Raw genomic sequence first — 12,364 nt, 5'->3', positions numbered from 1 at the left:
AGGGCAAATTGCGCCTGCTGCATGACGAAGGGCGGAAAAAAGAGAGAGGGCATGCCGAAAGCCAGGAATATATACATACGGGATATCACTCCGATGATTATGCCGATATACTACACCAATGCCCTTTGAAGCCCCCGTACAGGCATCGGGCAAGACTGTAGCGGCGCAGGCTGTGGGAACCCTTATCACTGGCGAGTATATAGGAGTAACAGCGCATGCTGGCGGGGGGGATGCTGAAACGGAAATGAAGAAACAGATTGTGACTGTTGCGCGAAACGCCCCGCCATGTTGGATCATTGACAATGTGACGGGCACTTGGCGAAGTTCTGCCCTGGCGACAATGATTTCAAGTGGCATCGTTAATGAGCGCATATTAGGCAGCAATGACAATTACTTGGGGCCTTGTCGGTTCGCTCTTTTGGCGACAGGTAATAACGCTTCGCTAGATCGGGATTTGGCTAGGCGATTTGTACGTATTCGGCTTGACCACGGGATAGAGTGTCCACAAACGCTGTCCTTCCCCTTTGAACCCCCGGACAAGGCTAGGGAAATGCGCCTTGAAATCGTCAGGTCCATACTGGTAATTCTTCAAGGATGGCGAAACGCAGGAAGTCCGGAGACAAAGGGCGGGACGGGTTTTCCGGGCTGGTCAAAGTTTGTTCGCGGGCCTGTGGTTTGGCTACAGGAGTCAGGCATAGCCAAGGCGGCAGGATTAGGCGGGTTGGGTGATCCGGCGCACTCGATCATATCGGCGGATGGCATGGGGGTCGATCCTGAAACCGAGCAATGGGGCGCCGTTCTGCGTGGTTTGCATGTGTTGATGGATGGCAATTGTTTCAAAGCTGCGGATTTAGCGAAAGAATGCAGAGACTATCTGGCCGGTCGCCGACAAGGTGCCGGAGTAGATGATATTCGGGATGACATGGCGGATAATTTACTTGCGTACTTTCCGCATTCGAGGGGATCAGTCCCGAATACTACCAGCATTGGAAGAATACTGTTAAACCGGAGAGATAGGGTTATTAACGGTAGGAAATTGATAGAATCAGGCAAGGTCGGTGGTTCGGTACGTTGGCGAGTAGTTTGTTGTGGGGAGGGAGCATCGGGGACGCACACCGTGAACGATGCTGACGACGAAGTGGGAAAGTTAGGGGGATAGGGGGTTTGTTTCCGACCCGCCCCCGTATACATAGGTTTACTTTCTCTTTCGCGTGAACGGTAGAAACTAACCCCCCCTATCCCCTTATCCCCCCTCTTAGCTACCCCCCCAGCCGAACACACCGTCAACCCCGACACACCACAAGCCGGAGCGCATCCGGCACGATCAAACCGGAGAACCGCCATGCACCATGAAACGCACACGGGCAGGCTTGCAGCCGTTGCCCCGCCCGAGTCAAACTTGCAACCCTCGCCCCGCCCCGCCCGCAAACAGGCCCTTGCCCTTGACCCCGTAGCGGCGAGTTGCCAAGTCCTTGCAGCCTTGTCCGGCGATGGCATCCTACCCGTCGACGCCTTCGACACGTTGGCGGAACATAGCCGCGCCCTGCATGAGTGCCCCGACGAGGAGATACTTGATTCCTTGACTCGTCAATCCTCCCTACTTGAAGCCTTGTGGCTGCATTTTGCGGCAAGGGCGGCAAAGGAACCACGGGTAGACCATAGTGCAGTGCTGTGCAAGGCTTCGCTGAACTGTCAGAAAGCGCTGCAAGGTTGTTTAGGGGCAATCCACCAATTGACGGAGAAGAGACAAGATGCCCAAGCGCTTGAGTGTAGATGAAATCGCAAGGCTGCAAGCGCAAGCTGAAGCCCTGCAACTGTGGGAACACGCAAGGGGGCACCATGTCGGCCCCTTGACTACAGACGGCAAGCGCAAGTCCGCCATGCGCGGTTACAGGCATGGTATGCGGAGCTTGGGGGGAGTGGCTATGCTGAAGTGGTTGGCGTCCTTGCAGGGCTTGCTTGTCGCCTTAAAGGGATAAGCTGCCAAGTCATAGCGCTGCCTTTTCTTTGTCCTTTCTTTTTTTTAAGCACAGAGCAATGTTATCGAATTCATATGTAAGTAATATAACTCCCTTGTCATTGGTTAAGGCTATTGTTTTTAGATTTATGCCGTCAACGTTATTTTTCATTGTTGATCCTTTATCCGTTCCCCAATAGGCAGATAAGGATCTTTCTTGTTTTAACAATCCCATCATCCAGTACTGCGGTTCTTTCCATAAGCTGCCATGCATGAGATAGTCAAATCTTTTATGTTTTCCGTAAACATCTTGTAACTGATCTTCTAGCGCAGTAAATGTCTTGCGCAATTCCACACCAAAACTGTCCGTGTCTATCGTTTCACTGATCGCTATTATCTTGCATAGACCTTCTTTCTCTGAAATGACTAACGTAAACTCCTTAAACTTGCTGTGTTCTTTCAATAGCTTACCAGTTGTATATACCCCGTCATTTTCGCTATGCAGTGTTATGCCCATCGCCTCTAACTGCTTTGCCGATAGCCCTTCTTGTAAGCCAAATGGTCCATCATAAGCCTGAACTACCGCAGGCTTTGGCTGCGTGGTAACTTCCTGCGCTGCCTCTTTCTTTTCTACCTGGGTAAAGGGCTGGGATTCCTTCTGGCAACCGCCTACAAGACAAAGAAGCATAAGCGGCACAAAACGATAACCATTGCGCATTTCAACCCCTCCCAAGTATCGAAAGGCAATCATAGACCTTGCTGGCGGCAAGCGCAATCCATGCCAATGTATTTCAAAACTGAAAAAGTGGTGAAAATTTCTTGAAGGGCATAGGGTCAGTCGCAGGCTGAACCCCGTTTAGAAAAAGCTACCTCGTCAGCCAAGGGCAGCCCCCAAGCCGTAGACCCTTGCTTGCCACGGTCAAGGGCAATCTTCCAGCCCTGCCCCGAATCCAAGCCGGTTACACTGTAACGGCAAAGTCAAGTGCCGTGGCAGGGTCACGGCGCGAACCCCTGCCCTTGCCTGCCACGGTCACGGGAATAGACATAGGGAAAATGGGGTATCCATACAGATGCGGCGATCTATACCGTACGCGGTCACAACTGCGCTTTCTGTAGGGTTTGAAAGTTGAGGCTCAAGAGGGAGTTCAGAGCCGTTTGGTGAATGGTATGGGTATCGTCCAGGCCACCTTGGATGGCGTTCATGAAGGAACTGAAGTTGGGGGAGTACTTGGCATACAGGCACTGCTTTTTGACGAACTTCCACAATTGCTCGATGAGATTGAGATTGGGGGAGTACCTGAGGAGGAACAGCCACTCGATGTGAAGTTTCTCGGCGTGCGTTTTGACGAGTTCGCCGCAAGGATAACGGGCATTGTCCAGGACGACCGTGATGGGCAGGTTCAGCGGCAAGGCCGCCAACTTGTCGAGCCACTCGCAGACGCTCAGGGAATGGAGGTAAGTGGCATGGGTCACCGTGATGACCTGTTTGGTCACGGCATTGAGTGCGCCCAGGACGTTGAAGCGTTGGCGACCGGAGGGCGCCCTGACCCAGACCCGAGAAAAGCACCAAAGCACCGACACGAAGGCGCCGAGGACAAAGTGCGCGGCGTCTACAAAGAAGACGGCGCGCTGGCCGGCCTGGGCTTGCGCCAAACGTGGTTCGAGGTCGTTTTTTTAAAAGTCTCCTGGGTTTCTGGGTCCGCCTTGGCCGGCAAGGTGCCGGTCTTCCGGCGCTTCAGGCCGCACTTCTCTTTCAGGAAAACCCGCACTTGGGTGGGCGAACGGGTCAAGCCCGTCAAGCGGGTGATGGCCGCCCCTGCCTCCTGGATGGACGCCGGCGGATGATCCCGAAAATACGCCACGATCGCTTCCCGGTGCGACAACAACTCGCTTTGCGGCCGACGAAAATGCAATTCCTTCAACCCCTCGAAGCCGCCCTCAACGTACTCCTGAAAATACCTGCGCATAGTCTTGCCCGTGACACCCGCCAGCCGGGCAATGTCCTGGTGCGCCAGCCCCTGGCTCTTCAGCCATAGGACTTCCATCTTCCGTCGTACCCGCGGGTGCTGATGGTGAAATCGCGCCGAATCCAAAGCCCGCATTTGCGCTTCCGTAAAATCCAGTCTGAGCATGGCCTCACCCCCTCTGCGAAAAACAATCGCTTCATCTTACCAGCAGCTGGCGCATGAAGTTAAGTATTCTGTGACCGTGCTCGGTATAGCTACGCCAAGGATTTGATTGGGTTGGCACGTGTAGCGACGATGGTGCTGTGCGGCGCCGGGCGGTACGGGCCGATTTTTCCCCGACTTCCTTGGCTTTGGGTTGGCCACGAGATCACGAAAGGACATCGGGTGCATAGCAACCGATTGCTGAAGAAGCCGGTAGAAGAGCATTCATCGGGGAATGCTAGCATCGCCGCATTTGTATGGATACCCCACTAGGGAAAAGTATCCGCTTGCTGTCGATCGGGCTTTGTGGGAGCAGTGTGGGGGCCTGGGGGCAAGCCTTGGCTTGTGTTCTTGGCCTGACGGTCGCGGGGGCTAACCTGCCAAGCCGGTTAGCTGTAACGGTTTCAGGGTACAAATCTGGGGTGACTTCCGCCGACTTGTACCCCAACTTGTACCCTGGCACCCCAAAAAGCAAAAAGGCCAACCCGAAGATTGGCCTAACTGCTTGATTCCATTGGCGCGCCCGGAGCGATTCGAACGCCCGACCCCTTGGTTCGTAGCCAAGTACTCTATCCAACTGAGCTACGGGCGCCTTGCCATGTTTGAGGGCGAGATTATACCCAGCCGGTTCGCCTCACTCAAGCACTATTTTGGCACTGCCAGGTGTGGCCTGGGCGGATGTTCTGCCCTGGCATGCTGGCTCGAATCGGTCGCCGGACCCGGCGAGACTGGATCCGGGTTCAGCCCAGTGCGCGTCCGACGATCTCGTGGACATCGGATGACAGTCCGTCGATTGCCCGCAGGCTTTCGAGTGCCAGGCGCGCATGCCCCTGCCGGGTCGCGTCAAACTTGCGCCAGCGATCGAAGCGCCGGGTCAGGCGCGCGGCAACCTGCGGGTTGAGGGCATCAAGCTGGCCGATCTGGGTCGCGAGGAAATGGTATCCACTGCCGTCGGCAGCATGAAAACGTACGTGGTTGTTGCCGAAGGTGTTGATCAGTGCGTAGACTTTGTTCGGATTGTGCAGGTCGAAAGCAGGGTGGCTCAGCAGGCGCCGTACCGTTGCCAATGTCCTGGGTAGGCGACTTGACGCCTGTACCGATAGCCACTTGTCCACCACCAGCGCTTCGTCATGCCAGCGCTCGTAGAAAGTGGCCAGGGCTTCTGTGGATTCGTGGCAGTCATGTTGGGCCAGCGTACCGAGGGCGGCGAACTGGTCGCTCATATTGTCGGCTGACGTAAACTGGCGCAGCGCCAGGGCTCGCATTTCGGCGTCATCCAGTTCATTGAGATAGCCCAGGCAGAGGTTGCGCAGTGCGCGCCTGCCGGCGGCGCTGGGGGTCGGCTGGTAGGGGCCGTTTGGCTGCAGCAGCGACTCGTAGCACTGATGCAACTCGCCGTGGAGTTGTTTGGCAAGGAAACGGCGCAGACCATTGCGGGCTGCGTGCAGGGCATCCGGGTCGACGGTTTCGACTTCCTCGGCGAGCGTCGCTTCGCCGGGCAGCGTCAGGACTTCGGCAGCGAAAGCCGGGTCTGCCGAGGCTTGTGCAAGAACCTGCGCGGCGGCGGCAGCGAAGCTCTGTGGCCAGTGCACCGGCCGGCCGGCGTTCAGGTCTTCGGCGGCGGCCAGGATCAGTCGGCTGGCCAGGCGCTGTCCGGCTTCCCAGCGGTTGAAGGGGTCGCTGTCGTGGGTGAGGAGGTGGCTCAGATCTTCATTTCGCCAGTCGTAATCGAGAATCACCGGCGCTGAAAAGCCGCGTAATAGCGAGGGGATCGGGGCTACCGGCAGATCTTCGAAGACGAACTGCTGTTCGCTGGCCGTTAGTGAGAGAACGCGCGTGGTCCGGCCGCGTTCGGCGCAAAGGCTTTCTCCCAGCAGCCGCAGCGGCAGGTCGGCGCCGTCCGGACCGTTGAGGCCGATCGCCACCGGGATGTGGAAAGGCCCGTCAGGTGCCGTTGGCCGCGACTGCGACAGCGTCAGCCGGTAGCGCTGCAAGGCCGGGTCATAACTGCCGCGGGCGCGCAGCCGCGGCGTGCCGGCGTGGTCGTACCAGCGCTTGAACTGTGCGAGATCGACTCCCGAGGCATCGGCCATGGCAGCGACGAAATCGTCACAGGTCACGGCCTGACCGTCATGACGCTCGAAGTAGAGGTCCATGCCGCGCCGGAAGGCTGGTCTGCCGATCAGCGTCTGGATCATGCGCACCACTTCGGCGCCTTTTTCATAGACGGTGCTGGTGTAGAAATTGTTGATCTCGATGTACGAATCGGGGCGTACTGGATGCGCCATCGGGCCGGCATCTTCGGGAAACTGCGTGGCGCGCAGGGCGCGGACCTCGCAGATGCGGGTAACCGCGCGGCTGTGCATGTCGGCGCCGAATTCCTGGTCGCGGAAGACCGTCAGTCCTTCCTTGAGTGAGAGCTGAAACCAGTCGCGACAGGTCACACGATTGCCGGTCCAGTTGTGAAAGTACTCGTGCGCGACGACACGGTCGATGTTCTGGTAATCGCCATCGGTGGCGGTGTCGCTACGGGCAAGAACGTACTTGGTATTGAAGATGTTCAGGCCCTTGTTTTCCATCGCGCCCATGTTGAAGTCGCCAACAGCAACGATCATGTAGTGATCAAGGTCGCATTCGAGCCCAAAGGTTTCCTCGTCCCAGCGCATCGCGCGCTGCAGGGCATCCATCGCGTGCGCGCACTGGTCGAGCTTGCCGGGCTCGACATACACTGCCAGTTGCACGCTGCGCCCGCTGGCCGTGGTGAAACGATCGCGCAGCACTTCGAGGCGGGCGGCGACCAGAGCGAACAGATAGCAGGGTTTGGCAAACGGATCTTCCCACTTTGCCCAGTGGCGATCGAGTCCTTCGTCACCACTGCCGACCGGGTTGCCGTTCGCCAGCAGCACCGGCAGGCTCGCCTTGTCGGCGTGCAGGGTGACGGTGTAGCGCGACATGATGTCCGGGCGATCCGGGAACCAGGTGATTCTGCGAAAACCCTGTGCCTCGCATTGCGTGAAGTAGCCATCCTTCGATCGAAAAAGTCCGGAAAGGCTGGTGTTGTGGTCGGGTTCGATCCGCGTCAGCGTGCTCAACAGCAGCGCATCCGGCGGGTTATCGATGGTCAGCGCCGAGTCGGTGCAGGTGTAGTCGTTTGCGCCGAGCGGCTGTCCATCGACGGCGACCGACAGTGTTGCCAGCCCATGGCCGTCGAGTTGCAGCGACTGCCCGGCCGCCGCCGGATTGCGCCGCAATTGCAGGTGGCTAGTGACCAGGACGGCGTCGGCGTGGAACTGCACGTCGAGGTCCACATGATCGACCAGAAAGGGTGGCGGTGTGTAATCCTGGCGATGGATGAGCTGCGGGGTTTCGGTTTTCATCTGATGTCCATGTCTTTCTGCCGGTCGTTCCGGTCTGGCGATGACGATCGGTCAAGGCGTCGGCGGGTGCGCTGGGTCAGGGCCTGTTCAGCAGGCCGGCGCGGTGCAGTTGCTCGGCGATGCCGTCAGCGAGCTTGCGGTAGCCTTCGGCGTTGGGATGGATGGGGTCGGCCTTCAGCGTCGGGTCAGAGAGAATGGCGGCGAGAACGCCTTCGACCAGCGGCAGTTTTTCTTCGTTGGCCAGCTCGGCGTAGATCGCCGAATCGGGTAGCCTGCCGGTTACCGCGCCGATTAGCGAGAGCCTGGGCACGGCGACCAGAACGGCCTGGCTGCCGGACTGCCTGATGGCGCCGACGATGGCGCGCAGATCATCCTTGACGGCCGCTTCCGGGCGCTTTCGGAGAAAGTCGTTGCCGCCGATTTCGACGATCACCAGCGCTGGCCGGGTCTGGGCAATCGCCGCGTGAATTCTCGCGTGGGCAGCGTCTGCGGTGTCGCCGGGGATACCGGCGTTATGGACCTGCCAGCCGCTGATCGCCGCGAGTCGAGCCGGATAGTCTTCGCCCGGAGCGGCGCCGCTACCGAAGGTGATGCTGTCGCCGAGGGCGAGAACCCGGCTGCCTGGCGGCAGCGATGCCAGTCGCGCCGAGTCGTGGCAGCCGGCGCAGAGGAAAATGGCGAACAGCAGCAGGCGAAGGCGATTCATGGCCTGTCAATCGGGCAGCGATCGCGACCTTCGGATCACGGCAGCTCGTCGCGATGCAGCAGGAAGACATACTGATCGCCAGCGCTGGTGTCGAGCCAGGTGAAGGGCGTCGCTGGAAAAGTGGCTTCCAGGGCATCGCGATTGTGGCCAATCTCGACGACCAGCAGACCGTTTGGTCGCAGATGCTGGCGCGCGCCGGCGAGGATTGCACGCGTCAGATCGAGTCCATCTGGACCACTGGCCAGCGCCAGTTCGGGTTCGTGTCGATATTCGTCGGGAAGGGTCGCCATCGATACGGCATTGACGTAGGGTGGATTGGCGATGATCAGGTCGTAGCGCCTGCTCCCGAGACCGGCGAAGAGATCCCCTTCGACGAGCCGAATCTGCGCTGCGAGATCGTAGTCGTCGACGTTGCGCCGCGCCACTGCGAGTGCCTCCGGAGAGAGGTCGACGGCGTCGATGCATGCTGCCGGGAAAGCGTGTGCCGCCAGGATCGCGAGACAGGCCGATCCGGTACAGAGGTCGAGAACGGCAGTCACTGCGTCGGCATCGTCGATCCAGGGCGTCAGTCGCTCGCGCAGCAACTCGGCAATGAACGAACGCGGAACGATCACCCGTGGGTCCACATAAAAACGATATTCGCCCAGCCAGGCCTCGTTGGTCAGGTAGGCGACCGGCAGCCTCTCCCGGATGCGGCGGTCGATGACCCGCAGCACGGCGGCCCGTTCGTCACTGGTCAGGGTGGCGTCGAGAAAAGGCTCGAGTCGTTCCAGGGGCAGGTGCAGGCTGTGCAGCAGCAGATAGGCGGCTTCGTCCCAGGCGTTGTCGGCACCGTGTCCGAAAAACAGTTTCGCCTCGTTGAAGCGGCTGACCGCGAAGCGCAGCAGGTCGCGCAGCGTCGACAGTTCGGTCTGGGCCTGTTCAAACATCGGGGTTTAACAACGCTTCGATCATTCGCCGATAAATCGTGGCGAGTTGCCGCAGGGCAGCGACCTCGACGCATTCGTTGACCTGGTGAATGGTGGCATTGACTGGGCCAATTTCGAGCACCTGCGGACAGATTTCGGCGATGAAACGGCCGTCCGAGGTCCCGCCGCTGGTCGACAGCTCGGCGGCATGACCGGTTTCCGCACGAATCGCCAGCAGTGCGGCGTCGATCAAGGCACCACGGCCGGTCAGGAAGGGCCGGGCCGCCAGCGTCCAGACGATGTCGTGATCCAGCCCATGCCGCTCGAGCAGCGCGCACAGGCGGGTCTGCAGTTGTTGCGGAGTGCTGGCAGTCCCGAAGCGGAAGTTGAAGTCGACCTCGACACGGCCGGGAATGACATTGCTGACGCCGGTGCCGGCGTGGATGTTCGAAACCTGCCAAGTGGTTGGCGGGAAAAACTCGTTGCCGTCATCCCAGGTGATGTTCGCCAGTTCGGCAATCGCCGGCGCGGCCAGATGGATCGGGTTTTTCGCCAGATGGGGGTAGGCGATGTGACCCTGCACGCCCTTGACGGTCAGTTTTCCCGAGAGCGAGCCACGCCGGCCATTCTTGACCATGTCGCCGAGGCGATGAAGTGCCGTCGGCTCACCGATGATGCAGTAGTCGATCAGCTCACCACGCCGCTGCAGCGCCTCGGTAACGGCGACGGTGCCGTCGATGGCGTCGCCTTCCTCATCGGAAGTGAGCAACAGGGCGAGAGAGCCGCGATGGGCTGGACGAGCGGCGACGAAAGCCTCCACGGCGGTCACGAAAGCAGCCAGAGAAGCCTTCATGTCGGCGGCGCCGCGTCCATACAGCAGGCCGCCTCTTTGCACGGGCTGGAACGGGTCGCTATGCCATTGTTCCAGGGGGCCACTCGGGACCACGTCGGTGTGGCCGGCCAGACAGAGCAGCGGGCGGCTGTCGCCGCGGCGTGCCCAGAGGTTGCTGACACGGCCGCGATTCATGAATTCGCAGTGGAAACCGACGGCTTCAAGGCGTTTGGCGATGATCTGCAGGCAACCGGCATCTTCGGGAGTAATCGAGCGACAAGCGATCAGTTGCTCGGCCAAGGCCAGCGTGGCATCACGAGTCGCTGCTTCGGCACCCTCACTTCTTGCCATCTCGGGCTTCCTGGGTTGCGCTCTCGGCTTCGTCAAGGCTGAGCGTAAACTCCTTGTATGACGGACTGCTGGGGTTGGTTGCGGAGAGATCGAACACGGTTTCGTGCCGCTGCCTTTCTTCGTTTCCTGATGCGCCGGTCGCTTCGAAGTTGTTGATCAGCCAGGACAGATTGGTCGGTGAGTCGGCATGGAGCATCGCTTCCTGCAGCGTGATCAATTCGCTGCGGTAAAGTCGGACGAGATCCTGTTCGAAGGTCTGTGACCCTGGTGCGAGACTCTGTTCCATCGCTTCCTTGAGAGCCGGGATGTCGCCTCGCTCGATCAGTTCCTGCACATGATAACTGTTGAGCAAGACTTCGACCGCCGGCGTTTGCTGTCCATCTTTCTTCTTCACCAGACGCTGCGAAACGATGGCCTTCAGGCTGACCGAAAGGTCCATGTACAAGGCACTCCGGCCATCGATCGGAAAAAAGTTGATGATCCGGTTGAGCGCGTGATAGCTGTTGTTGGCATGCAGCGTGCCGAGACAGAGGTGGCCAGTCTGTGCGTAGGCCAGCGCCGCCTGCATGGTTTCCATGTCACGGATTTCACCGATCAGGATGCAGTCGGGGGCTTGCCGCATGGCGTTCTTCAGGGCGTGCTCCCAGCCAAGGGTATCCATGCCGATCTCGCGCTGGTTGACCAGCGACTTCTTGTGCCTGAACAGATACTCGATCGGATCCTCGATGGTGAGAATGTGACCCGTACAACTGCCGTTCCGATAGTCGAGCATCGACGCCAGGGTGGTCGATTTTCCCGAACCCGTCGAGCCGACGATCAGAACCAGGCCGCGTCTTTCCATCACCAGGTCGGCCAGCACCGACGGTAGCCCCAGGGTATCGAGCGCCGGGATGTTGCCGAGCACATAACGCACGACGATCGAGATCGAGCCGCGCTGCCGGAACAGATTGATGCGGAAATTGCCGAGCCTGGCGATGCCGAACGAAAGGTTCATCTCCTTCGTCACTTCGAAGGTCGCGGCCTGTTCCGGACTCAGCAGTTCAGTGGCGATCTTCTCGATCATCTCCGGCGCCATGATCTGCTGATTGACCGGTACGGTGGTGCCCTGGATCTTGATGTGGATCGGCGCACCCGCGCAGATGAAGATGTCCGAGGCGCGCCGGTCGGCCATCACATGAAAGAGCTTGTCGAGAATCATTCGCTCGCCGCCGGCTCAGGAATCGATGCGCGCGCGATCAGTCGCCGCGCAGCAGGTCATTGATGCTGGTCTTGGCGCGTGTGCCCGCGTCAACCTTCTTGACGATGACCGCGCAGTAAAGGCTGTAGTTGCCGTCCTTGGCGGGCAGGTTGCCGGCAACGACGACCGATCCCGGCGGCACACGGCCATAGCTCACGGTACCGGTCTCGCGGTCGTAAATCTTGGTGGACTGACCCAGGTAAACGCCCATTGAGATCACCGAACCTTCGCCGATGATGACCCCCTCGACCACTTCCGAACGGGCGCCAATGAAGCAGTTGTCCTCGATGATCGTCGGGTTGGCCTGCAAAGGCTCCAGCACTCCACCGATACCGACGCCACCCGAGAGGTGTACGTTCTTGCCGATCTGTGCACAGGAACCGACCGTTGCCCAGGTGTCGACCATCGTGCCTTGATCGACATAAGCGCCGATATTGATGTACGAGGGCATCAGCACCACGTTCCTGCTGATGAAAGCGCCGCGGCGTGCAGTCGCCGGTGGAACGACGCGGAAACCACCACGCGTAAACTGTTCGCGGTCGTAACTGGCAAACTTGTTCGGTACCTTGTCGAAATAGCGCATGACGCCGCCATCGAGCAGGGTGTTTTCCTGCAGCCGGAACGAAAGCAGCACGGCCTTCTTGATCCATTGGTGGGTGAACCAATCGCCGGCAATCTTTTCGGCAACGCGCAGGGTGCCTTCGTCGAGCTGGCTGATGACACTTGCCACGGCATCGCTGATGGCCGTCGGTGCCTGGCCGGGTTGCAGCGAATCGCGGTTCTCCCAGGCCTCATCAATGATCTTCTGGATTGCCTGCATGACTGCCT

8 protein-coding genes, 1 tRNA gene and 1 pseudogene are annotated in these 12,364 nt (G+C 59.4%); 1 reads left to right on the top strand and 9 read right to left on the bottom strand.

The genetic code is table 11. The features are described from left to right. The first annotated feature begins 550 nt into the window (after positions 1–550). Complete coding sequence (locus V5B39_RS13780) at positions 551–1,159, top strand: hypothetical protein (protein WP_332343459.1); 609 nt, start codon at positions 551–553, stop codon at positions 1,157–1,159. An 829-nt stretch (positions 1,160–1,988) separates the two neighbouring features. Here V5B39_RS13780 and V5B39_RS13775 read toward each other — a convergent pair. From V5B39_RS13775 to dapD, 9 genes and pseudogenes are all read right to left on the bottom strand, one after another. After that, positions 1,989–2,675, bottom strand: a complete 687-nt coding sequence (locus V5B39_RS13775; RefSeq protein ID WP_332343458.1) for a hypothetical protein — start codon at positions 2,673–2,675, stop codon at positions 1,989–1,991. 377 nt (positions 2,676–3,052) lie between these two features. Further along, positions 3,053–4,089, bottom strand: a pseudogene (locus tag V5B39_RS13770) (IS630 family transposase). A 551-nt stretch (positions 4,090–4,640) separates the two neighbouring features. Beyond that, positions 4,641–4,717: transfer RNA gene (locus V5B39_RS13765), tRNA-Arg, on the bottom strand. Positions 4,718–4,865: 148 nt separating this feature from the next. After that, complete coding sequence (pepN, locus tag V5B39_RS13760) at positions 4,866–7,502, bottom strand: aminopeptidase N (RefSeq protein WP_332343457.1); 2,637 nt, start codon at positions 7,500–7,502, stop codon at positions 4,866–4,868. A gap of 76 nt (positions 7,503–7,578) precedes the next feature. Next, on the bottom strand, positions 7,579–8,208 hold the full coding sequence (locus V5B39_RS13755; RefSeq protein ID WP_332343456.1) for a GDSL-type esterase/lipase family protein: 630 nt from the start codon (positions 8,206–8,208) through the stop codon (positions 7,579–7,581). Positions 8,209–8,243: 35 nt separating this feature from the next. Further along, entirely contained in the window at positions 8,244–9,137 is an 894-nt protein-coding gene (gene prmB, locus V5B39_RS13750; RefSeq protein WP_332343455.1) for a 50S ribosomal protein L3 N(5)-glutamine methyltransferase, read from the bottom strand. Next, complete coding sequence (gene dapE / locus V5B39_RS13745) at positions 9,130–10,299, bottom strand: succinyl-diaminopimelate desuccinylase (RefSeq protein ID WP_332343454.1); 1,170 nt, start codon at positions 10,297–10,299, stop codon at positions 9,130–9,132. The genes prmB and dapE overlap by 8 nt, the downstream gene beginning before the upstream one ends. Beyond that, complete coding sequence (locus V5B39_RS13740; protein WP_332343453.1) at positions 10,286–11,497, bottom strand: PilT/PilU family type 4a pilus ATPase; 1,212 nt, start codon at positions 11,495–11,497, stop codon at positions 10,286–10,288. Before V5B39_RS13740 ends, dapE begins: the two co-directional genes overlap by 14 nt. Positions 11,498–11,534: 37 nt before the next feature. Next, entirely contained in the window at positions 11,535–12,356 is an 822-nt protein-coding gene (gene dapD / locus V5B39_RS13735; RefSeq protein WP_332343452.1) for a 2,3,4,5-tetrahydropyridine-2,6-dicarboxylate N-succinyltransferase, read from the bottom strand. Positions 12,357–12,364: the final 8 nt, after the last annotated feature.

This window comes from Accumulibacter sp., assembly GCF_036625275.1.
GTDB lineage: Bacteria > Pseudomonadota > Gammaproteobacteria > Burkholderiales > Rhodocyclaceae > Accumulibacter.
The sequence above is the reverse complement of the archived record's forward strand: the minus strand, read 5'-3'. Positions and strand labels throughout refer to the sequence as shown.

Bases quoted from the DNA above. Each gene is read 5' to 3' on its own strand.
- pepN (WP_332343457.1), bottom strand. From the start codon at position 7,502: ATGAAAACCGAAACCCCGCAGCTCATCCATCGCCAGGATTACACACCG.
- V5B39_RS13780 (WP_332343459.1), top strand. From the start codon at position 551: ATGCGCCTTGAAATCGTCAGGTCCATACTGGTAATTCTTCAAGGATGG.
- V5B39_RS13740 (WP_332343453.1), bottom strand. From the start codon at position 11,497: ATGATTCTCGACAAGCTCTTTCATGTGATGGCCGACCGGCGCGCCTCG.
- dapD (WP_332343452.1), bottom strand. From the start codon at position 12,356: ATGCAGGCAATCCAGAAGATCATTGATGAGGCCTGGGAGAACCGCGAT.
- dapE (WP_332343454.1), bottom strand. From the start codon at position 10,299: ATGGCAAGAAGTGAGGGTGCCGAAGCAGCGACTCGTGATGCCACGCTG.
- prmB (WP_332343455.1), bottom strand. From the start codon at position 9,137: ATGTTTGAACAGGCCCAGACCGAACTGTCGACGCTGCGCGACCTGCTG.
- V5B39_RS13755 (WP_332343456.1), bottom strand. From the start codon at position 8,208: ATGAATCGCCTTCGCCTGCTGCTGTTCGCCATTTTCCTCTGCGCCGGC.
- V5B39_RS13775 (WP_332343458.1), bottom strand. From the start codon at position 2,675: ATGCGCAATGGTTATCGTTTTGTGCCGCTTATGCTTCTTTGTCTTGTA.